20 protein-coding genes, 1 tRNA gene, 1 other RNA gene and 1 riboswitch are annotated in these 20,452 nt (G+C 69.6%); of the genes, 10 read left to right on the forward strand and 12 right to left on the reverse strand.

Translation table 11 applies throughout. The features are described 5' to 3' along the window. Positions 1-42 precede the first annotated feature (42 nt). Both gluQRS and R2K23_RS01050 read right to left on the reverse strand, forming a co-directional pair. The gene (gluQRS, locus tag R2K23_RS01045) at positions 43-924 is read right to left on the reverse strand and encodes a tRNA glutamyl-Q(34) synthetase GluQRS (RefSeq protein ID WP_316513724.1); all 882 of its coding nucleotides are present in this window, start codon (positions 922-924) and stop codon (positions 43-45) included. 96 nt (positions 925-1,020) lie between these two features. Beyond that, complete coding sequence (locus tag R2K23_RS01050; RefSeq protein ID WP_316513725.1) at positions 1,021-1,665, reverse strand: MBL fold metallo-hydrolase; 645 nt, start codon at positions 1,663-1,665, stop codon at positions 1,021-1,023. A 135-nt stretch (positions 1,666-1,800) separates the two neighbouring features. Between R2K23_RS01050 and R2K23_RS01055 the strand changes: the two genes are divergently transcribed. Next, positions 1,801-2,859, forward strand: coding sequence for an ATP-dependent DNA ligase (locus R2K23_RS01055; protein WP_316513726.1), 1,059 nt, complete (start codon positions 1,801-1,803; stop codon positions 2,857-2,859). Further along, entirely contained in the window at positions 2,859-3,905 is a 1,047-nt protein-coding gene (locus tag R2K23_RS01060; RefSeq protein WP_316513727.1) for a DNA polymerase domain-containing protein, read from the forward strand. The genes R2K23_RS01055 and R2K23_RS01060 overlap by 1 nt, the downstream gene beginning before the upstream one ends. A 193-nt stretch (positions 3,906-4,098) precedes the next feature. On the opposite strand, the gene R2K23_RS01065 is transcribed toward R2K23_RS01060, so the two are convergent. Both R2K23_RS01065 and R2K23_RS01070 read right to left on the reverse strand, forming a co-directional pair. Further along, positions 4,099-5,088 (reverse strand): S1C family serine protease, encoded by a 990-nt coding sequence (locus R2K23_RS01065; RefSeq protein ID WP_316517561.1) that lies wholly within the window; start codon positions 5,086-5,088, stop codon positions 4,099-4,101. 141 nt (positions 5,089-5,229) lie between these two features. Beyond that, the gene (locus R2K23_RS01070) at positions 5,230-6,294 is read right to left on the reverse strand and encodes an NAD(P)H-dependent amine dehydrogenase family protein (protein WP_316513728.1); all 1,065 of its coding nucleotides are present in this window, start codon (positions 6,292-6,294) and stop codon (positions 5,230-5,232) included. 272 nt (positions 6,295-6,566) lie between these two features. On the opposite strand from R2K23_RS01070, the gene R2K23_RS01075 reads away from it, so the two are divergent. Continuing rightward, positions 6,567-7,265: a TetR/AcrR family transcriptional regulator gene (locus tag R2K23_RS01075; protein WP_316513729.1), complete on the forward strand. Its 699-nt coding sequence runs from the start codon at positions 6,567-6,569 to the stop codon at positions 7,263-7,265. Here the strand turns inward: R2K23_RS01075 and R2K23_RS01080 are convergent. Then, a complete protein-coding gene (locus tag R2K23_RS01080) occupies positions 7,262-8,014 on the reverse strand; it encodes a lipid uptake coordinator LucA (RefSeq protein WP_316513730.1) in 753 nt (250 codons plus the stop codon). The two genes, R2K23_RS01075 and R2K23_RS01080, sit on opposite strands and share 4 nt — an antisense overlap. A 62-nt stretch (positions 8,015-8,076) precedes the next feature. After that, positions 8,077-8,162, reverse strand: a tRNA-Ser gene (locus R2K23_RS01085). Positions 8,163-8,253: 91 nt separating this feature from the next. Here R2K23_RS01085 and ffs point away from each other — a divergent pair. From ffs to R2K23_RS01100, 3 genes are all read left to right on the forward strand, one after another. After that, an RNA gene (ffs, locus tag R2K23_RS01090) (signal recognition particle sRNA small type) lies at positions 8,254-8,350 on the forward strand. A gap of 25 nt (positions 8,351-8,375) precedes the next feature. Continuing rightward, on the forward strand, positions 8,376-9,674 hold the full coding sequence (locus R2K23_RS01095) for an aspartate aminotransferase type Ic (RefSeq protein WP_316513731.1): 1,299 nt from the start codon (positions 8,376-8,378) through the stop codon (positions 9,672-9,674). Between the two features lie 165 nt (positions 9,675-9,839). After that, positions 9,840-11,822, forward strand: a complete 1,983-nt coding sequence (locus R2K23_RS01100; protein WP_316513732.1) for a DNA polymerase III subunits gamma/tau — start codon at positions 9,840-9,842, stop codon at positions 11,820-11,822. Between the two features lie 9 nt (positions 11,823-11,831). Here the strand turns inward: R2K23_RS01100 and R2K23_RS01105 are convergent, their stop codons facing one another. From R2K23_RS01105 to R2K23_RS01115, 3 genes are all read right to left on the reverse strand, one after another. Further along, complete coding sequence (locus tag R2K23_RS01105; protein WP_316513733.1) at positions 11,832-12,149, reverse strand: DMT family transporter; 318 nt, start codon at positions 12,147-12,149, stop codon at positions 11,832-11,834. 11 nt (positions 12,150-12,160) lie between these two features. Continuing rightward, a riboswitch (guanidine-III (ykkC-III) riboswitch) is annotated at positions 12,161-12,226 on the reverse strand. 85 nt (positions 12,227-12,311) lie between these two features. Next, complete coding sequence (locus R2K23_RS01110) at positions 12,312-13,631, reverse strand: class I SAM-dependent methyltransferase (RefSeq protein WP_316513735.1); 1,320 nt, start codon at positions 13,629-13,631, stop codon at positions 12,312-12,314. Then, on the reverse strand, positions 13,628-15,016 hold the full coding sequence (locus R2K23_RS01115; RefSeq protein WP_316513736.1) for an FAD-binding oxidoreductase: 1,389 nt from the start codon (positions 15,014-15,016) through the stop codon (positions 13,628-13,630). Before R2K23_RS01115 ends, R2K23_RS01110 begins: the two co-directional genes overlap by 4 nt. An 89-nt stretch (positions 15,017-15,105) precedes the next feature. On the opposite strand from R2K23_RS01115, the gene R2K23_RS01120 reads away from it, so the two are divergent. Next, the gene (locus R2K23_RS01120) at positions 15,106-15,543 is read left to right on the forward strand and encodes an SRPBCC family protein (protein WP_316513737.1); all 438 of its coding nucleotides are present in this window, start codon (positions 15,106-15,108) and stop codon (positions 15,541-15,543) included. Between the two features lie 66 nt (positions 15,544-15,609). Here the strand turns inward: R2K23_RS01120 and R2K23_RS01125 are convergent, their stop codons facing one another. Continuing rightward, positions 15,610-16,380, reverse strand: coding sequence for an Rv3717 family N-acetylmuramoyl-L-alanine amidase (locus R2K23_RS01125; protein ID WP_316513738.1), 771 nt, complete (start codon positions 16,378-16,380; stop codon positions 15,610-15,612). Positions 16,381-16,491: 111 nt separating this feature from the next. Between R2K23_RS01125 and R2K23_RS01130 the strand changes: the two genes are divergently transcribed. The 3 genes from R2K23_RS01130 to R2K23_RS01140 all read left to right on the forward strand — a co-directional run bounded on the left by R2K23_RS01130 (position 16,492) and on the right by R2K23_RS01140 (position 18,487). Next, the gene (locus tag R2K23_RS01130; protein ID WP_316513739.1) at positions 16,492-16,830 is read left to right on the forward strand and encodes a YbaB/EbfC family nucleoid-associated protein; all 339 of its coding nucleotides are present in this window, start codon (positions 16,492-16,494) and stop codon (positions 16,828-16,830) included. Positions 16,831-16,842: 12 nt separating this feature from the next. After that, positions 16,843-17,454: a recombination mediator RecR gene (recR, locus tag R2K23_RS01135; protein WP_126332084.1), complete on the forward strand. Its 612-nt coding sequence runs from the start codon at positions 16,843-16,845 to the stop codon at positions 17,452-17,454. Between the two features lie 94 nt (positions 17,455-17,548). Continuing rightward, positions 17,549-18,487 carry a hypothetical protein gene (locus R2K23_RS01140; RefSeq protein ID WP_316513740.1) on the forward strand — a complete coding sequence of 313 codons (939 nt, stop codon included), beginning with the start codon at positions 17,549-17,551 and terminating at the stop codon, positions 18,485-18,487. Here R2K23_RS01140 and R2K23_RS01145 read toward each other — a convergent pair whose 3' ends face one another. Both R2K23_RS01145 and R2K23_RS01150 read right to left on the reverse strand, forming a co-directional pair. Beyond that, positions 18,488-19,195: a type 1 glutamine amidotransferase gene (locus R2K23_RS01145; protein WP_316513741.1), complete on the reverse strand. Its 708-nt coding sequence runs from the start codon at positions 19,193-19,195 to the stop codon at positions 18,488-18,490. Further along, positions 19,192-20,433 (reverse strand): Mur ligase family protein, encoded by a 1,242-nt coding sequence (locus R2K23_RS01150; protein ID WP_316513742.1) that lies wholly within the window; start codon positions 20,431-20,433, stop codon positions 19,192-19,194. The genes R2K23_RS01145 and R2K23_RS01150 overlap by 4 nt, the downstream gene beginning before the upstream one ends. Positions 20,434-20,452: the final 19 nt, after the last annotated feature.

Here is a 20,452-nt window from a genome sequence, read left to right on the forward strand (position 1 = left end):
GCAACCGGCACCGTCGACGGGAAGGGTTCGGCGCAAGCCGGGTCAGGTGGGGCGGTAGATCCACGGCCTGCGGGGCAGCCGCGCCGGATCGAACTCGTCGAGCATGCCCGCCACCGTCGCCGACCGGTAACCCAGCGAATCGGCGATGCGCCGCAGGGCGCCCCCGACGCCGATCTCGGCCAGCGTCACCGCCCCATCGCGTTTGGCCAGCCGTTTGCCGTCCGCGTTGAGCACCAGCGGCACATGGGCGTAGATCGGGATTGAAAAACCCAGCAGCGCAGCGAGATACGCCTGCCGGGGCGACGACGGCAGCAGGTCGTCGCCGCGCACCACTTGGTCGATGCCGGCTGCGGCGTCGTCGACCACCACCGCCAGGTTGTAGGCCGGCACGCCGTCGCCGCGGCGCAGCACCAGGTCGTCCACCACACCGGTGTAGCTGCCGTGCAGCACGTCGGTGACGGTGTACTCGGTGGTGTCCGCGCGCAACCGCAGCGCCGGCGGCCGGCCAGCGCTGCGGCGTTGGACGCGTTGGGTGTCGGTGAGATCCCGGCACGTACCCGGATAGGCGCCCTCGGGGGCGTGTGGGGCCCGCGGCGCCGACAGGATGTCCTTTCTGCTGCAATAGCATTCGAACGTCAGGCCGCGTTGGCGCAGGCGTTCGATGGCGGCGTCGTAGCGGGCCCCGTGCGCGGTCTGATACTCCGTCGGGGTGTCCCAATCCAGCCCGAGCGCGGCCAGGTCGGCGAGCTGGCGGGCCGCCACCTCGGGGAACGTGCGGTCGTCGAGGTCCTCGACCCGCATCAGGAACCGACGGCCGGTGGAACGGGCGAACAGCCAGGCCAGCACCGCGGTGCGCAGGTTGCCGATGTGCAGATCGGCCGACGGGCTCGGGGCGAACCGGCCCGCACCGGGGGAGCGGGACACGCCGTGAAAGTTACCGGACGCGCCGCGAGTTCGGTTGTTCGCGGTGCTCCTCGAGCGATGCGTACAACAAGGAAACGCTCGGCGCGGGGAGCAGAGCTACCCCACGCGGGTGGCCAGCCCGATGAGCGCCTCCTCGACGCACTCGTCCCAACGCGCACCGACCTCGTGGACGCCGTGCTCGCCCGCGAACGCGCTGGAGACCACCACGTCGGGGCGCAGCGTGGCCAGTTGCCGCAGACTGCGGGTCAAAGAATCCGCCTCGCTGATCGGTGGGATGAAGCCGGCGAACCAGCGCCCGTCGCCGCCGAGCAACAGCGTGTCCCCGGTGAACAGGTATCGCTTGCCGTCCGCGCCGGGCACCAGATAGCAGGTGCTGCCCGGGCTGTGTCCGGGCGTGGGGATCACCTCGATGCCGTTGTCGTCGGTGTGCCGGTCGGCGAGGGGGACCTCGACGTGGGCGTGCACGCCGATCTCGTCGAGTTCGGCCGCCGGGGCGTGCAACTGGGATCCGAACCTCGCCGTGATGGCCGCCAGCATGGGGCCGGCCTCGTCGCGGTGGGACAGGTATTGGTGGGACAGGCCGCCGAGGCGGTCGAGGTCGGGGAAGTCGGCGTCGGTGAGGGTGGAGTAGAACAGCACGTTGCCTGCCGGTGCGCCAGTCCACAGGTAAGCGTGGGTGGTCAGGCCGGGAAACGGTGCGTCGGGCCGGGTTTCCCACAGGTCGGGGCGAAGCTGTCGCATGGTGTCCTCCTTCGTCGGGCTGAGTCCACCCTGCAACCTGAAGTGTTGTTCAGGTCAAGGTTGCGATGAGATTCGTCGGTTGCGTAGGTCTGAATGACGCCGGGGTCTTCTCAGACCGGGTGACTTCGATGAAGGATGGGATACGTGGACCTACCCGTACTGCCCCCCGTGGACCCCATGCTCGCCAAGGCCGTGGCGAAGGTGCCCGACGAGCCCGGCGCGTGGTCCTACGAACCGAAATGGGATGGGTTCCGCGCCCTGGTGTTCCGGGACGGCGACGAGGTGGTCCTGCAATCGCGCAACGGCAAGGACCTCGGCCGCTACTTCCCCGAACTCATCGAGGCGCTGCGCGCCGAAACGTCGCCGCGCTGCGTGCTGGACGGCGAAATCGTGGTGCCCCGCCAGATCGACGGGCGGACCCGGCTGGACTGGGATTCGTTGTCGCAGCGCATCCATCCCGCGGCCAGCCGGGTCAAGATGCTCGCCGAGCAGACGCCGGCGCACTTCATCGGTTTCGACGCCCTGGCCGCCGGGGATACGTCCCTGATGACCGCGCCGTTCCGGGATCGTCGTCGTGCCCTCGGCGACCTGATCCAGCAGCAGGGCTGGTGCCACGTCACCCGGACCACCGAGGACCCGGAACTGGGTGCGCACTGGTTGACCACGTTCGAGGGCGCCGGCCTGGACGGGGTGATCGCCAAGCGTCTCGACGGCACCTACCTGCCGGGTAAGCGGGAGATGGTCAAGATCAAGCACGCCCGCGACGCCGACTGCGTGGCCATCGGATACCGCATCCACAAGAGCGGCGAGGGGATCGGGTCGATCCTGCTGGGGCTCTACCGCGACGACGGCGAGTTGCAGATGGTCGGTGGCGCAGCGTCGTTCACCGCCAAGGCCAGACTGCAGTTGCTCGCCGAGCTCGAACCGCTGCGCAAGGCCGACGACCTGGTGTACGACGGCGAGCCCAGCCGGTGGAACTCCGCGGCCGACAAACGCTGGATCCCGATCCGGCCGGAGAAGGTCGCCGAGGTGGCCTACGACCAGATGGAGGGCACCGGCGATGCGTGGCAACGCTTTCGGCACACCGTGAAGTTCCTCCGCTGGCGCCCGGACCGCGACCCGCGCAGCTGCACCTTCGATCAGCTCGACGTGCCGGTGCACTACGACCTCTACGACGTTCTGGAGTCCTCGTAATGGCTTCCAAGGCAACCGAAATCGACGTCGACGGGATCAAGGTCCGGGTCACCAGTCCGGACAAGCCGTTCTTTCCCGAGCTGGGTGCCGACGGCGTCAAGGGCCGGCTCATCGAGTACTACCGCACCGTGGCGCAGGGGCCGATGCTCACCGCGGTGCGGGACCGGCCCACGCACCTGCAGCGGTTCCCGGACGGCATCGACGGCGAGGAGGTGTACCAGAAGCGGCTGCCGCAGAAGCGGCCCGACTACCTCGAATCCTGCACGGTGACCTTTCCGTCCGGGCGGACCGCCGACGCGCTCAAGGTGACCCACCCCGCGGCGATCGTGTGGGCGGCGCAGATGGGCACCGTGACGCTGCACCCGTGGCCGGTGCGCTGCCCGGACACCGAACACCCCGACGAGCTGCGCATCGATCTCGACCCGCAGCCCGGCACCGGGTTCGTCGAGGCCCGCACCGTCGCCGTCGACGTGCTCAAGCCGCTGCTCGACGAGCTGGGCCTGGTCGGCTACGCGAAAACCTCCGGCGGCCGCGGCGTCCACGTCTACCTGCGGATCACGCCGGACTGGGATTTCATCGCCGTGCGGCGGGCCGGCATTGCGCTGGCGCGCGAGATCGAGCGGCGGGCGCCGGAGCAGGTCACCACCTCGTGGTGGAAGGAGGAGCGCGGCAAGCGCATCTTCGTCGACTTCAACCAGAACGCGCGGGACCGGACCATGGCGTCGCCGTACTCGGTGCGACGCACGCCGATCGCGACGGTGTCGATGCCGCTGACCTGGAAGGAGCTGGCCGGCGCCGATCCCGACGACTACACGATGCTGACGGTGCCCGACCTCGTCGCGCGGCGCGAGGACCCGTGGGCCGACATCGACGGCAGTGCGCAGTCGCTGCAACCGCTGCTGGACATAGTCGCCGCCGACGAGGAGCGCGGGCTCGGTGACATGCCGTACCCGCCGAGCTATCCGAAGATGCCGGGTGAACCGCCGCGCGTGCAGCCGTCCAAGAAGGTCGCCGAGCACTGGGACGACGACGGCAATCCCCGTTAGCGCCGCCAGATTGCGGTGAGGGCTGGTAGCGCCGCCAGATAGCCGACCATCCTCCGGGGTAGCTGCGCCAGATTGCGGTGAGGGCTGTGCGGAAGGCCCGACGACAGCCCTGGTGTGCATCTCGAGGCAAGGGGCCGGCCGCTCGAAGCGAGGGGCGGCCAGGGGCGGCCGCTCGAAGCGAGGGGCGGCCGGTCTACGTCACCGGACCGGGCACCAGCGTCACCTTTGCGGCGCGGGGCACCCCGTTGGGCTGCAACCAGGCCACGTCGATCACATCGCCGGGGTAGCGGGCGTCGAGCATGCTGGTCAGGTCGTTGGCGGAGCTGATCGGCCGGCCGTCGATCGCCACGATGATGTCCCCGGCGCGCAGCCCGGCCACATCGGCCGGTCCGCCGCGCAGCAACGATCGCACCGGAAGTCCGCGCGAACCGCGCCGCGGGTTGGCGTCGACGCCGATACCGAGCATGGCCGACGGACCGATGTGCACCTCGGCCGACGGGATGCCCGCGCGGATCTGGTTTGCCACGTCGAGGACCCGGTTGATGGGGATCGCGAAGCCCTGCCCGCCGGGCGTGACCTGGCCGTCGAGGCGGAAGTTCACGGTGGCCGCGGCGTTCATCCCGATGACCTGGCCGGCGCTGTTGACCAACGCGCCGCCCGAATCCCCGGAGCGCAGGTTCGTCGAGGATTCGATGAGGCCGCCCAGCGCGTGCGAGCTGCCGGTCAGCTCGTCTTCGGCCTCGATGGTGCGGTCCAGCGCGGTGATCTCGCCCGTCTCGTGGGTCAGCGCGGCGCCGGTGCCGTTGGCGTTGCCGATGGTCATCACCGGTTCACCGAGCATGACGGTGTTGGAGTCGCCGAGCGGCGCGACCGGCAGACCGCTGGCACCGCGCAGCCGCAGCAACGCGATGTCGTCGCTGCGGGCGTAGCCCACCACGTCGGCGTCGAAGCCCTGTCCGGTGGCCACGCTGGTGGCCCGGATGACGTTCGCGCCCTGGACGACGTGGTGATTGGTCAGCACCAGCCCGTCAGGGCTGACCACAATGCCGGTGCCGTTGCCGATGACGCCTTGGAAGTCGTTCATCGTCGTGATCTGCACCAGGGTGGGCTCCACCTGCGCGATCGCCAGCGCTGGGTCGAACGGGGCGGCCTGCGCCGACGTCGGGAGCGTCAAAGGCGCCACCAAGGCGAGCAGTAACGCGCTCAACACGCACAGGGCTGCTCGATGTGCTCGACGAATCGGTGCCATGACTTGCCTCTCGGCTCAAACGTCGGGTTTGTTACCCCTATCTTGCCTGGCCGAGCCGATTTGAAACGGAAAGTCTTACGCCGACGTCACGCCGCGGGGAAGGATCAGCGGCAGATCGTTGTACGTGACGATGCCCGGCGGGGCGGCGACCACCGCCGGAATGGCGTTGAGCGGCGGCGTAGCGGTCATGATGTGGCCCAACACCATGAATTCCTCCAGGGTGGTGGCCTCGAAGTCCGGCGGCGGCAGGAAGCCGACCTTCATGGTGACGGTGGGACGGCCGGCGACCTCGATCACCCAGCCGTCCTGGTCGATCTGCCAGTCGGGCTCGAGGGTCTGGCCCTTGCGCCAGCGGACGTTGACCTCCACCACCGTCTTGCCTCCGACGATGCCCTTCCAGCTGGCGTAGACCCCGGCGACGCCGCCGGCGGGGATGGTCCACGAACCGAGGTCGAGGTCCTCGGTGGTCTGGGCGTATTCGGCGTCGCAGCGCACGTCGTCGAGTTCGACGTCGAGCGCGTCGGCGATCAGGCGGACCGCCTCCCCGAAGACCCCGGTGCCGTGGGCGGTCATGGCCTGCAGGTCCGGGCTGTCGATCGGTTGCCCGAAGCCCACCGGCTTCTCGGTGGCGGGGGAGTCGTAGAAGGTGGTGTCGGCGGCCTCGTTGATGGTGATCTTGTCGACCCGATCGCAGATGCCCGCGGCGACCACGGCCAGCTGATTGATGTAGCCGGGGCTGATCCCGGAACCGAACATGCTCGAGCCGCCGCGCTCGCAGGCCTCGGCGATGCGGCCGCGGCCCGCGCCCTGGTTGTGGCCGGTGATGAACGACGCGGTGGACACCACGTTGATCCCGGCCTCGAGGATCCGGACCAGTTCGTCGACGTCGATCCACATCGGGTTGTAGACGACGACGTCGGGCTTGAGGGCCAAGAGCTCATCGACGTTGTTGGTGGCGGTGACGCCGAGCGGTTCGATGCCCACCAACTCGCCCACGTCGCGACCGGCCTTCTCCGGGGACCAGGCGTAGCACCCGACGAGCTGGTAGTTCGGGTTGGCCGCCAGCGCCGCTACCGAGCTCTTCCCGACGTTGCCGGTGGTCCACTGGACGACGCGATAGGGGGTGGCGGCTTTCGACACTCGAGGCTCCTTCTGGTGGGGCGGTCGCTGCGCTCGGGCGCACGGTGCGACAGTTTTCCACGAACGTTGGAAACGTAGCACGGCTGTGGTTTGACTCACAATGCCACGGTCGGGTGATTTTGGGCGTTCGTCGCCAAATCTGGTGCGCGCCTGGCGGTCTGCGGGCAGGAATCCGCCAGAAGGCTGGACGTCTGCTGTGAAATTGCCTGGAGCGAGATGACTGATCCCGCGCCTTGCGGGGACCGTGCATCAGACCGGCTATCTTGGCGGTGGTGACCCGACAACGCGACGAGCCGGCCAAGCCGACCGCCCCAGGCGACGCGCCGCGGCGGCGCCGCGGTCGCCCGCCGCGCATCGATCACGCCCAGATCGTGGCCGCCGCCCGCGCCATTCCCCCGGCGGAACTGACGATGCAGGCCGTCGCCGACGCCCTCGGTGTCGACCGGACGTCGCTGCACTACTACGTCGGCGATCGGGACGGGCTGCTCGAGCTCCTGGTCACCGACCTTTTCGAGACCGAGTTGTGCCGCGCCGAGCTGCCCGAGGACGGCAGTTGGCCCGACCTCGTCCGCGCCTACGCCACCGCGATCCACAACGGCGTGCTGAATGTCCGGCCCACCAGCCCCCACTTCCGGCTGCGCGGCACCGGCAGCCTGGCGCTGGCCGAACGGGTCCTGGAGTCGCTGACCGGCGCCGGTTTCGGTGTCGAGGACGCGGGGCGGATCCTGACCTTGGTCTCCGGAATCGCCTTCTCGGCGGCGCATGACCTGCTCGGTGGTGAGCAATCGAAGTTGCAGCAGCATCCCGAGGTGGCGCGCGCGCTCACCGAGGTCGCCGAGGGCGAGTTCCCGCTGCTCGGGGCTGTGGTGGCGCAGCGGGCCGCCGCGGGCGCGGCGGCCGACGATTTCACGTTCAGCCTCGACGTGGTGATCGCCGGGCTGCAGCAGAGACTGGCCAAGTCGAGCGACTAGGGGGTCTTGCTGGGCCGACGGTTGCGCAGGCCGCGTCGGGTCCGCTTCCCCGTCGGGCCCGCGGCTTCCTCCGACTCGTCCGCTGCGGCGGGCTCTGCCGACTCGGCAGGGTCGGCAGCGTCGGCAGCGTCGGCAGCGTCGGAGTCGGTGGCCTCGGTTTCGTCGGCGCGCTCCTCAGTCGACGCATCGGCGGCCTCGGACGCGTCGGCGTCGGCCGTCTGTTCGTCGCCTGAAGCGTCGCCGTCCTGCGCCTCGTCGGCCTCCGCGGCGGCGGCCTTCTTGCGTCCACGCTCCCGCTTGGGCTTGAGGGGTTTGGGCGGTGGCGGTGGCAGTTCCGCGGCGTAGGCCAGATAGAACGCGGCCGCGCCGAGCAGTGCGATCGCCGCGGCGGCGCCGTAGGCGGCGAACAGTCCGCGACCGTAGACGTCGAGGTCCAGCCAGATCTCGGCGATGGCCGCGGCGACGATCAGCGCACCGGCGGCGACATGGCCGACGATCGACCAACCGCGCAGCGTCAACGCCAATTGCGGGGTGCCGAACTCGGGTTTGCGGGTCTTGGCCAGCGTGAGCGCCACGGGCAGCGCCGTCAGGCCCAGCAGCAGACCGGTGATGATCCGGGCGGCGGTGCCGACACCGTGCGGCCAGCTGCCGAGCAGCTCCCACCAGCGCGGAAGCACGAAAAAGAAATACAGCGCCGCTACGACCAGGAACGAGAGCGCGTGCCAGGTCACCGCGATTCCGCGCCGCATGCCCCTCCTCGGATTTGAGACGTCCGGGGTGCCGGCGGACGGCCGACACCCCGGACCGAGTGCGGAGGATGCGGGATTTGAACCCGCGAGGGCTATTAACCCAACCCGCGTTCCAGGCGAGCGCCATAGGCCACTAGGCGAATCCTCCGTCGGCAATGGTAACCGAGGACGCGGCCAAGCCCGAACCGCTGCCGGATTCCGGGGGTGAACCCCGCCGCGGCGGCGCGTACTACACTCGTCAAAGGACCCCGCGCGGCGTCTACCCTGTGAACTCCCCCAGGGCCGGAAGGCAGCAAGGGTCAACGGGCTCTGTCGGGTGCGCGGGGTCCCCCATCTTTTCCCGGCTTGCGAAAGGCGCAGCGTGTCGTTTTACTCCCTCGGCCGCGCGGAACTGCAGGCCGAGCACGAACAGCAGCAGCGCAACTATGCCGACCTGCAGGCCAAGGGTCTGAAGCTGGACCTCACCCGCGGCAAACCGTCACCCGAGCAGCTGGACCTGTCCAACGGGCTGCTTTCGCTGCCGGGCAACGAACCGGACTCCTACCGCGACGCCGAGGGCACCGACACCCGCAACTACGGCGGCCTGCACGGCCTGCCGGCACTACGCGCAATCTTCGGTGAACTCCTCGGCATCCCGGTGCAGAACCTGATCGCCGGCAACAACGCCAGCCTGGAGATGATGCACGACGTCGTCGTGTTCTCCCTGCTGCACGGCGGCGTGGACTCCCCGCGCCCGTGGATCCGGGACCTGCAGGACGGGCCGGGCGTGAAGTTCCTCTGCCCCGCCCCCGGCTACGACCGCCACTTTGCGATCACCGAAACCATGGGCATCGAGATGATCCCCGTCCCGATGGGCGAGGAGGGGCCCGACGTCGACCTGATCGAGGAACTCGTCGCCGCCGACCCGGCCATCAAGGGCATGTGGTGCGTGCCGGTCTACGCCAACCCGACGGGCACGGTGTACTCCTGGGAGACCGTCCGCCGCTTGGTGCAAATGCGCACGGCCGCACCGGATTTCCGGTTGTTCTGGGACAACGCCTACGCGGTGCACACCCTCACCCACGACTTTCCCCGGCACGTCGACGTGCTGGGCCTGGCGGACAAGACGGGAAATCCGCACCGGCCCTACGTCTTCGCGTCGACCTCGAAGATCACCTTCGCCGGCGCCGGCGTGAGCTTCTTCGGGGGTTCGCTGGGCAACGTCGCCTGGTACCTGCAGTACCTGGGCAAGAAGACGATCGGTCCCGACAAGGTCAACCAGCTGCGGCATCTGCGGTTCTTCGAAGACGCCGACGGCGTGCGGTTGTTGATGCAGAAGCATCAGCAGTTGCTGGCCCCGAAGTTCGCCTTGGTCGCCGAGATCCTCGAGGACCGGCTGGGCAACTCGAAGGTCGCCTCCTGGACGGACCCCAAGGGCGGGTACTTCGTGAGCCTGGACGTGCTGCCCGGCACCGCGAAGCGCACCGTGGCGCTGGCCAAGGACGCCGGTATCGCCGTCACCGAGGCCGGTGCGTCGTTCCCCTACCGAAAAGACCCGGACGACAAGAATATTCGGATCGCGCCGTCCTTCCCGTCGGAGTCCGACCTGCGTGCGGCCATCGACGGTCTGGCGACGTGCACGCTGCTCGCCGCCACCGAGTCGATGCTGCGGGCCGACTAGGTCCCGCCATCGTCGGACCGACTGTGCCCGATTGCGCGGCCTCCTCCGCGGGACTCGTGCCTCGTCCCGCCATCGTCGGACCGACTGTGCCCGATTGCGCGGCCTCCTCCGCGGGACTCGTGCCTCGTCCCGCCATCGTCGGACCGACTGGGTAACCTGCTCGACGTGGCTCTCTACCGCAAGTACCGACCGGCAACCTTCGCCGAAGTTGTGGGGCAGGAGCACGTCACCGCACCGTTGTCCACGGCGCTGCAGGCCAACCGCATCAACCACGCGTACCTGTTCTCCGGACCACGGGGCTGCGGCAAGACGTCCTCGGCGCGAATCCTGGCCCGTTCGCTCAACTGCGAGCAGGGGCCCACACCGGAGCCGTGCGGGGTGTGCGCCTCCTGCCAGGCGTTGGCGCCCAACGGCGGCGGCAGCGTCGACGTCACCGAGCTCGACGCGGCGAGCCACGGCGGTGTGGACGACACCCGCGAACTCCGGGACCGCGCCTTCTACGCACCGGCGCAGTCCCGCTACCGCATCTTCATCATCGACGAAGCGCACATGGTCACCACCGCCGGTTTCAACGCGCTGCTCAAAATCGTCGAGGAGCCGCCGGAACACCTGATCTTCGTCTTCGCCACCACCGAGCCGGAGAAGGTGCTACCCACCATCCGGTCGCGGACGCATCACTACCCGTTCCGCCTGCTGGCGCCGCGCACCATGCGGACGCTGATCGAGAAGATCACCGCCGCGGAGAACCTCAACGTCGACGACGCGGTGTATCCGCTGGTCATCCGCGCCGGCGGCGGCTCCCCGCGCGACACGCTCAGCGTGCTCGACCAGCTGCTGGCCGGGGCGGAGGGCGACCACATCGGCTATCAGCGGGCGCTGGCGCTGCTGGGTGCCACCGACGTCGCCCTGATTGACGACGCGGTCGAGGCGCTGGCCGCCGGCGACGCCGCGGCGTTGTTCGGTGCGGTGGAGGCGGTCATCGACGCGGGCCATGATCCACGCAGATTCGCCACCGACCTGCTCGAGCGGTTCCGCGACCTGATCATCCTGCAGGCCGTCCCGGACGCGGTGACCAGCGGTGTGGTCGACGCCCCCGAGGATGTCCTGGACAAGATGCGGGACCAGGCCGCCCGGATCGGCCCGGCCACGCTGACCCGTTACGCCGAGGTGGTGCACGCCGGCCTCGGTGAGATGCGCGGTGCCACCGCACCGCGACTGCTGTTGGAGGTGGTGTGCTCGCGGTTGTTGCTGCCGTCGGCCAGCGACACGGAGTCGGCACTGCTGCAACGCATCGAACGCATCGAAACCCGGTTGGACATCTCGATTCCCGCGGCCGAGGGCGGCGACGCGAACGGCGCCGGGCGCGCGCCCCGGCAGTTTGTCCGCAAAACCCAGCAGGCGGCCCAGCCCGCTCCCGCCGCCGAGCCCGCCGCACCGCAGCCCCCGGCGTCGGCGCCCCCGCCGCAGCCACCGGCTCCCCAGGAATCGCAGGAACGGTCCGCGTCGCAGCAGCCACCGCGAGCACCGGCCGCCGCGGCGCCGCCGGTCCGGCCCGCCCCGGCAGCCCCGCCGCCGGCGCAAGAGCCGGTGACCCCGCCGGCCCCGCCGCCCGCGCAACCCCCGGCGGCCCAGACGCCGCCTGCCCCGCAGCCATCGCCGGCGGAGCCGGAACCGACCGGCGCCGCACCGGGGCAGCCGAATGCCGCTGCGGTGCGCAGCATGTGGCAGACGGTGCGGGAGAAGGTCCGCAACCTGCGCCGGCCGACCGACGTCATGCTCGACGGCGCCACCGTGCTGGCGGTCGAGGGCGACCTGTTGATCCTGAGCCACCCGGCCGCGCCGCTGGCCCGGCGGCTCAACGAGGAACGCAACGTCGAGATCATTCGAGAGGCCCTCAAGGATGCCCTCGGGGTGAACTGGCGGGTGCGTTGCGACGCCGGGGGAGCAGAGCCTCCCGCCCCGTCCGCAGCCCCGGCAGCCCGCCGGGCGGCCCCACCACCGCCGACGGTCGACGAGCGTGCCGAGGAAGAAAGCATGCTGGCCGAGGCGGCGGCCGACGACTCCACGGCCGGACCGCGGCGTGACCCGGAAGAGGCGGCGCTGGAACTCCTGCAGACCGAGTTGGGCGCCCGCAAGATCGAGGGCTGAGCCGCGCGGTCAGTGCCCCACGAGCTTCAGGCCGATCACGCAGCCGACGATGCCGAGGATGAGCAGGACCTTGGCGATCGAGGCGGCCTCGGAGCCGGTGATCATCCCGAACGCCACCGTGAGTGAGGCGCCGATGCCCACCCAGACGGCGTAGCTGGTCCCGGTGGGCAGGTCGCGCATGGCGATCGCCAGCCCGCCCATCGAGATCACCGCGGCGACCCCGAACACCAGGGACGGCACCAGCCGGGTGAAGCCCTCGGACTTACCCAGCGCGATCGCCCAGACCGCCTCGAAAACCGCGGAGACGACGAGAATCAACCAGGCCATGGCACACCTCCGTGGCCCCGTCTTGTCGCTGTCCGGGTACGGCGGCCCCCTCGTCCGGTGTCAAGATATGACGGCCTTCACGCTAGCACCGGCCGGCGTCGCCGCGATGGTGAGATTTGCCACCACCGCCGCGGGACCGGCGGTGCTGCGGCGCAGTCGATTTCAGGCCTGCCACCACGGCCGCAGCGGCAGACCGCCGTCGTTGCCGCGGCCGTCGAGCTTGACTGCCAGCACCTGATGCAACTGCACGACGTTGGTCTCGAAACCCAGCCGCGAGCCGGCCATGTACAGGCCCCACACCTTCGCGGTGGGCAGTCCGACCTCGGCGACGGCCTCGTCCCAGTTGGCCACCAGGTTGCGGCACCAGTCCCGCAGCGTCAGCGCGTAATTCATCCGCAGGTTCTCTTCGTGCAGCACTTCCAAGCCGCCGACGTCCTGCATCTCGGTGATGATCCGACCGGAACCCGTGAGCTCCCCGTCCGGGAAGACGTAGCGGTCGATGAACCCGCCGGCCGCCGCCCCGCTGCGGTTGTTCGGCCGGGTGATGCAGTGGTTGAGCAGCAGGGCACCGGTGCGCATCTTCGAGGAGAGGAACTCGAAGTACGCGGGATAGTTGGCCACCCCGATGTGCTCGGTCATGCCGATGGAGGACACCGCGTCGAAGCCGGATTCGGTGACGTCGCGGTAGTCGCTGTGGCGGACCTCGGCCAGGTCCGACAGCCCTTCCTCGATGATCTTCTGCTGTGCCCAGGCGGCCTGCTCGGCCGACAGCGTGGCACCGATGGCCCGCACCCCGCGGCGCGCGGCGTAGCGCACCATGCCACCCCAGCCGCAGCCCACGTCCAGCAGGCGATCGCCTTCCTTGAGCCGCAGCTTCTCGAACACCAGCCGGTACTTGTTCTCCTGAGCTTCCTCGAGGGTCGCCTCGGGCTCCGGATAGCAGGCGCAGGTGTAGGTCATCGACGGCCCGAGCACCAGCTCGTAGAACCGGTTGGAGACGTCGTAGTGGTGATGGATCACCTCGGCGTCGCGAGACTTACTGTGCCGCAGTCCTTCTGCGATGCGCCGCCAGCGCGGCAGCGCCTCCTGCGGCGGGGGCGCGATGGGCTTGAGCCGCTCCAGCCCGATCGACCGGATGATCTGGGCCAGCGTCCGCGCCGAGGGCCGGCGGAAGTTCAGCTTGTGCGCGAGGGACGTCAGCAACTCGTAGGGATCGCCCGGGTGGACACCGTAGGCCTCCAGGTCGCCGGAGACATACGCGCGGGCCAGGCCCAGATCACCGGGGGCGGTGGCCAGGTAGGTGGTGCCGCGGGGGGTCAGCAGGTTCAGCCCCAGCGGGGCGTCCTCGGGGCCGGCCGAACTGCCGTCGTAGGCGGTGAAGCGCAGCGGGGTGCCCTCGTCGTCGGCCGTGAAGAGCTTGAGGATTTCGGCCAGCTTCAGCTTTCCGCTGCCGGTGGTCGGTTGTTCCTTGAATGTGGTCATCGCCGCTGTACCGCCTTCGCGTAGAGATCCAGGAGACGTGAGTCGGGGTCGTAGGTCTTCTTGGCCGTTTTGTAGGCCTCGCCGCCGTAGAGTTCGTCGAACTCCTCCGGGGAGTAGTACGCATCGGAATACAGGGACTTGTGTCCGTCGAGTTCGCTGACCTTCTTCTCGATGATGCGGTTGGTGTGGCCCGGGGTGGGACCGACCGGGACCGACGACCAGAAGCCGATGTTGACGTAGCTGACGTCCGGCTGGATGGGGTACAGCGGCCAGCGATTCTGGTCACGTAACCGCAACGGGCACAACCAGATCGGCTCGATCGGGACGGTGTCCAGGAACCACTGCAGGAACTCGACGCTGCGCTCGATGGGCACTTCGATGTCCTGTACCACGCGCTCGCGCGGCGGGCGGCCGTTGCGCTTCTCGATCCGGTCGGCGATGTTGAAGCGGTGGTCGTAGCCGATCAGCTTCCAATAGAAGCTGCTGCGTCGCAGTCGGCGCGGCCAGAATCGGCGGATCCGCGGATTCTGCGCACCGAATGCGCGGGAACACCAGAACCAGTCGGTGTCCCAGCGCCAGAGATAATCGTGGATGGTCAGCCGGTCGTGCTTGCCGGACCCGTCGGGGCCGTCGTGCTGAATCGAGCGGTAGTAGATCTGGCTTCCGGTGTAGTCGCTGACCGGTCTGGTGGTCTTGGTCTTGCGGCCCAGGCATAGATAGGACTCGTCGGCGCTGAAGACCACCCCGTCGAGGTAGTCCACCGGCGTCCCGTCGTGACCACCGGTGTCGATGATGCGTTCCATCGCGGCGATGAGAGCGCCCAACGAGTGGAAGCGCAGGTGCTCGACGGCCACGAACGGCGCCACCTGCTCCAGTTCGATCTTCAGCCGCACCGAATAGCCCAGCGTCCCGTAGGAATTCGGGAAGCTGCGGAACAATTCGCTGTGCTGCTCGGGGCTCGCAGTCACCACCTCGCCCGCGCCGGTCAGGATGTCCATCTCGAGCACCGATTCGTGCGGCAACCCGTTGCGGAACGACGTCGACTCGATGCCCATGCCGGTGACCGCCCCGCCGAGCGTGATGGTCTTGAGCTGCGGCACCACCAGCGGCGCCAGGCCGTACGGCAGGGTCGCGGCGACCAGGTCCTCGTAGGTGCACATGCCGGCCACGTCGGCGGTGCGCGCGTCGGGGTCGACGGCGATCACGCCCGTCAGACCCGAGACGTCCAGGCCGGGGGCATCGCTTTTGCCGCGGGCGCGGAACAGATTGGAAGTCGGCTTGGCCAGCCGCACGGTGGCCGACGGGGGTATCGCGCGGTAGCTCGCGAGGAGACGTTCGACGCCACGGGCGTGAGCCGAGAGTGCGTCAGTTTCTGGAACAGACACAGATATACGCTAGTCGCAGAGCGCGGTCGATGCGACCGCTCGGCGGGCGCGTCCCGCCGGATCACCGTCGAATTCGAGGAGTTTTCCCCATGGGACAGGTCAGCGCCACCAGCACGGTCCTGATCAACGCCGCCCCGGACGCGGTGCTCGCCGCCGTCGCCGATTACCAGGACGTGCGGCCCAAGATCCTGTCGTCGCACTACAGCGACTACGAGGTGCTGCAGGGTGGGGTCGGTGCGGGGACCGTCGCCAAGTGGAAGCTGCAGGCGACCAAGTCCCGCGTCCGCGAGGTCCAGGCCAACGTCGACCTCGCGGGCAAGACCGTCATCGAGAAGGACGCGAACTCCACGATGATCACCAACTGGACCGTCGCGCCGGCCGGCACCGGCGCCACCGTCACGGTCAAGACGTCCTGGCAGGGCGCCGGCGGCGTCAAGGGCATCTTCGAGGGGATCTTCGCCCCGCTGGGGCTGAAGAAGATCCAGGCCGAGGTGCTCGAGAACCTGAAGAAGCAGCTGGAGGGCTGACTTCGGCCGAGGGGTGCGTTGCGCGCGGGGCTACTGCCGCTACGGGTGCACGCAGCGAATTCCCGCTCAGGCCGTCGACGGCTGCGTCGCCAAATAGGCCACGATGCCGCGGACGACGGCGCTGGCGTACTTCTGCCGGCCGGACTCGCTGGTGATCAACCCGACGTCGGCCGGGTTCTTCATGTTGCCCAGCTCCACCAGGATCGCCGGGTACTGCGCGAGGTTGAGCCCGGCGATATCGGAGCGCGGGTTGAGCCCGTTGGTGCCGATGTAGTTCGCGGCCGGGATGCCGGAGGCCACCAGCTGATCCCGCATGGTCTGGGCCAGCCGGACCGCCGGGCCGGCCTGCGCCTGGTTCAGCGGCGGGTTGGAGTACAGGATGTGGAAGCCGCGGCCCGAGGCCGGTCCGCCGTCTGCGTGGATGGAGACGATCGCGTGCGGGCGCACCGAATTGGCCAGCGCGGCCCGCTGATCGACGCACGGACCCGCGGAGTTGTCGTCGCCGCGGGACATCGCGGTGCGCACGCCGTGGCGCATCAGCTCCGCCCGGATCCGCAGCGTGGTGTCCCAGGTGAAGCTGTGCTCGGGGTAGCCGTCGTCGGTGGCGCTGCCGCTGGCCTGGCAGTCCTTGGTGCCGCCGCGCCCGGTCGGGACCTGCCGGCTGTTGTGCGACGCCTCGTTGACCGCGTTGTGGCCCGGATCGAGGAAGACGATCTTGCCGGCAACCGACGGCACGGCATGGGCGACGGGAGCACTCTGCGGTGCGAGGAGCGAGGACGCGAGAAGCACGACGGCGGCCAGGGGAGCGCCGACACGCAGGCAGGCAGGTACGTGCACTCGGCCAACGTAGCCCGGCGCCGTCTACCCTTGAAGACACGAAGGCGTCGAAACGCCGATGCGCAACCAAGTCGAGACTCGGCTGCAACCAACACGTAAGGGGACCTGAGCATGCAACCCGGTGAAGGCACACCTGACATGTCGGCGCTGCTGGCACAGGCCCAGCAGATGCAGCAGAAGTTGATGGAGGCCCAGGAGCAGCTGGCCAACACCGAGGTGCGCGGTCAGGCCGGCGGCGGGCTGGTGCAGGTCACTGTGAAGGGCAGTGGCGAGGTGATCGGCGTCGCGATCGATCCGAAGGTGATCGATCCGGAGGACCCCGAGACCCTGCAGGACCTGATTGTCGGCGCGATCGCCGACGCGGCCAAGCAGGCGACCATCCTGGCGCAGTCCCGGCTCGGTCCGCTGGCCAGCGGCATGGGCAACGCCCTGGGAATGCCGGGATTCTGACTTTGGTCCGCCATGTTTGAGGGTCCGGTTCAAGACCTGATCGACGAGCTGGGCAAGCTGCCGGGAATCGGCCCGAAGAGCGCGCAGCGGATCGCGTTTCATCTGTTGTCGGTGGAGCCGCCCGACATCGACCGGCTGACGGCGGCGCTGGGCCGGGTGCGCGACGGGGTGACGTTCTGCGAGGTCTGCGGCAACGTCTCCGATGAGCAGCGCTGCCGGATCTGCGCCGACCCCCGCCGCGACGGCACCCTGGTGTGTGTCGTGGAGGAACCCAAGGATGTGCAGGCCGTCGAGCGGACCCGCGAATTCCGCGGCCGCTACCACGTCCTCGGCGGCGCGCTGGATCCGCTGTCCGGGATCGGGCCCGAGCAGTTGCGAATCCGCGAGTTGCTCAACCGGATCGGGGAACGCGTCGACGGGGTGGACATCGCCGAGGTGATCATCGCCACCGACCCCAACACCGAGGGCGAGGCGACCGCGACGTACCTGGTGCGCATGCTGCGGGACATCCCCGGGCTGAGCGTGACGCGCATCGCCTCGGGCCTGCCGATGGGCGGCGACCTCGAGTTCGCCGACGAGCTGACGCTGGGCCGCGCGCTGGCGGGCCGGCGCGCCATGGCCTGACCCCACCTTCGCGCCCAAACGTGAGTTTGGGCCGCTTTGTGTGAGTAACTTCCGGCAATACGTCGATTTCGGCGCGAGGCCCGACGGTGTTGTCATGCCCGTCGGCAACCATGCGCCCATGACGGAGATATTTCTTGGCAGGGAGGCCGTGGGAGACGGGCTGCGGCAAAGAGATCTACGGCGGTTCTACCGCTCGGTGTTTCGGGGTGTGCATGCTCCCAAATGGGCGGCCCTGACGTTGCAGGACCGCACGACGGCGGCATGGTTGGCGACGGACCGCACCGGTGTGATCGCGGGGATCGCGGCGTCGGCGCTGCACGGTGCGGAATGGGTGAAAGACACCGAGCCGATCGAGGTCCTCGCGGGGGACCGTCGGGGACAGCCCGGCCTGATCGTGCGCCGCGACCGGATCGGTGACGACGAGCGGACCGTCATCGCCGGTCTGCCCGTGACCACCCCGGCGCGCACCGCCTTCGACCTGGGCCGTCACCTGAAGCGCCCGGAGGCACTCGCGCGGATGGACGCCTTGATGCGGGCGGCGCCCTACGCCGTCGACGACGTCCAGGCGCTGGCCGCGCGCTACGGCCCGGTTCGCGGCGTGCGACAACTCCGGGAATTACTCCCGCTGGTCGACGCAGGTGCCGCGTCCCTTCCCGAAAGCCGCCTGCGGCTGCGGCTGATCGACGATGGACTGCCGGTGCCGGAGACTCAGATCGCGGTGTACGCCGACGAGGGTTGGTTGGTGGGGTACCTCGACATGGGTTGGCGCGGAATCAAACTCGCGGTGGAGTACGACGGCGATCAGCACCGCACCGACCGTCGGCAATATGTCCGGGACATCCGCCGCCTGCCGCTCATGGAGAGTCTGGGATGGGAGGTGGTGCGGGTGGTCAAGGAAGACCGCCCGGCGGAGGTTCTGCAGCGGGTACGAGCCGCTTACCTGAGACTGACCGACGTCGAGACGGACGATTTTGCGGAAGTTACTCGCAAAAACTGGCCCAAACGTGAGTTTGGGCGAGAGGGGGCGGCCTGACTAGACGCGGCGGGGCGCGGCCAACCGCTCGCGGCGCAACTGCTCCACCTCGGGCAGATCCAGCGGCGGCAGCGGGCCCACCACCTTGGCCAGCAGATGGTCGGCCAGTTCCGGATTGCGGGCCAGGCAGCAGCCGTGTAGATAGGTGGCCACCACGCTGCCCTGCACCGCGCCGTCGTAGCCGTCCCCGGCCCGGTTGCCCGCCCCCTTGGTCACCCGCGACAACGGTCGCGCCCCGGACCCCAAAACTGTTCCGCCGCGGTGGTTTTCGAAGCCGGTCAGCGGCTGGGTCAGGCCGTCGATCAGCGGCTCTGCCGCCACCTCGCCGATGCTGCGGACCTCCTGCGGGCTGGTGGTGACGTCCAGCATCCCCACCCCGTCGACGCGTTCGCCGGCCGAGGTCTCATACCAATGCCCGAGCACCTGGATGGCCGCGCAGATCGCCAGCACCGGGGCCCCGCGCTCGGCGGCGCGCTGCAGGCCGGGGTAACGCAGCAGGTGCTTGGTGGCCAGCCGCTGCGCGTAGTCCTCGGCGCCGCCCAGCGCGTAGAGATCCAACGACTCCGGCACCGGGTCGGCCAGCGTGATCTCGACGATCTCGGCGTCGATGCCGCGCAGCCGCAGCCGCTGCCGCAGGACCACCGCGTTGCCGCTGTCGCCGTAGGTGCCCATGACGTCGGGTAGCACCAACCCGATCCGGACGGTCATCGCGCCGCCTCCCCGCCGATGCGCCGGTTCAGTTGCAAGAAGGCCGTGTAGTTGGCCACCACCTCGATATGGCCGACGGGGCAGGAGGCGATCGCGGCGACGGTGTCGTGCACCAACGTGTGCTTCACCCCGGCGTAGCCGAGCCGGACCGCGAGGTCGGTGCCCCGCTCCCCGGCGGCCACCACGGGCTGCGCCGGTTCGACGAAGTGCTCGAAGTTGACGTCCCACAGCCACGACAGGTCCTCGCCGTCGGGCACCTGCCCGTTGACCGCGATCACCACGCCCGCCGCCGAGGGGTCCACCATCGACAGCGCCTCCTGCCAGCCGGCCGGGTTCTTGGCGAGCAGGATCCGCGCGGTGTGGGCGCCCACGCGCACCGTTCGGTACCGGCCGGCGACCTCCTCGACGCTGCCGGCGGCGGCCACCGCGGCGGCCGGTGCGGCGCCCAGCGCGACGGCGGCGGCGACGGCCTGGGCGGCGTTGCCGCGGTTGACGGCGCCGGGCAGGGCCAGCGTCATCGGCAGCGCCAGGCCCTCCGGGCCGTAGAGGACGTCGTCGTCGAACCGCCATTGCGGGCTGGGGCGCTTGAAGTCGGTGCCGGTGGAGAACCAGTGCTCGCCCTCGCGGACGATGATCTCCCCGCTGCGCGGACAGCTGACCGAGTCGCCGGACCAGCCCCCGCCGGCGGCCACCCAGATGACGTTGGGGCAGTCGTAGGCGGCCGAGGTCATCAGCACGTCGTCGCAGTTGGCGACGACGACGGCGTCGGGGTGCCGGGCCAGGCCCGCGCGCAGGGTGCGTTCGATGTGGTTGATCTCACCGACCCGGTCGAGCTGATCCCGCGACAGGTTCAGCAGCACGATGACCTCGGCGGCCACCGCGTCGAGCACGTGCGGGACGTGCATCTCGTCGACCTCGAGGGCGGCCAGCGGCGCGTCACGGCCCGCGGCCAGGGCCGCGATCAGGCCCGCGTCCATGTTGGCGCCCTCGGCGTTGGTGGCGACCGGACCCAGGGTGGCCAGCGCGGCCGCGGTCATCCCGGTGGTGGTGGATTTGCCGTTCGTACCGGTGATCACGACGGTGCGGCGCCCGGCGCCGAGTTGGCGCAGCAGGGACTTGTCCAGCGTCATCGCCACCAGCCCGCCGATCATCGCCCCCGCGCCGCGGCCGGTGACCCGTGAGGCCCAGCGCGCGGCGGAGCCGGCGGCCAGTGCGAGACGTCCCCGGGTGGTGATCACGCCGAGAGTTTATGTCGCG

The organism is Mycolicibacterium sp. MU0050 (genome assembly GCF_963378085.1).
Lineage (GTDB): Bacteria > Actinomycetota > Actinomycetes > Mycobacteriales > Mycobacteriaceae > Mycobacterium > Mycobacterium wendilense.

Bases quoted from the DNA above. Each gene is read 5' to 3' on its own strand.
- R2K23_RS01055 (WP_316513726.1), top strand. From the start codon at position 1,801: ATGGGATACGTGGACCTACCCGTACTGCCCCCCGTGGACCCCATGCTC.
- R2K23_RS01060 (WP_316513727.1), top strand. From the start codon at position 2,859: ATGGCTTCCAAGGCAACCGAAATCGACGTCGACGGGATCAAGGTCCGG.
- R2K23_RS01130 (WP_316513739.1), top strand. From the start codon at position 16,492: ATGCAACCCGGTGAAGGCACACCTGACATGTCGGCGCTGCTGGCACAG.
- R2K23_RS01140 (WP_316513740.1), top strand. From the start codon at position 17,549: ATGCCCGTCGGCAACCATGCGCCCATGACGGAGATATTTCTTGGCAGG.
- R2K23_RS01120 (WP_316513737.1), top strand. From the start codon at position 15,106: ATGGGACAGGTCAGCGCCACCAGCACGGTCCTGATCAACGCCGCCCCG.
- R2K23_RS01105 (WP_316513733.1), bottom strand. From the start codon at position 12,149: ATGGCCTGGTTGATTCTCGTCGTCTCCGCGGTTTTCGAGGCGGTCTGG.
- R2K23_RS01080 (WP_316513730.1), bottom strand. From the start codon at position 8,014: ATGCGGCGCGGAATCGCGGTGACCTGGCACGCGCTCTCGTTCCTGGTC.
- R2K23_RS01145 (WP_316513741.1), bottom strand. From the start codon at position 19,195: ATGACCGTCCGGATCGGGTTGGTGCTACCCGACGTCATGGGCACCTAC.
- R2K23_RS01110 (WP_316513735.1), bottom strand. From the start codon at position 13,631: ATGACCACATTCAAGGAACAACCGACCACCGGCAGCGGAAAGCTGAAG.
- recR (WP_126332084.1), top strand. From the start codon at position 16,843: ATGTTTGAGGGTCCGGTTCAAGACCTGATCGACGAGCTGGGCAAGCTG.
- R2K23_RS01050 (WP_316513725.1), bottom strand. From the start codon at position 1,665: ATGCGACAGCTTCGCCCCGACCTGTGGGAAACCCGGCCCGACGCACCG.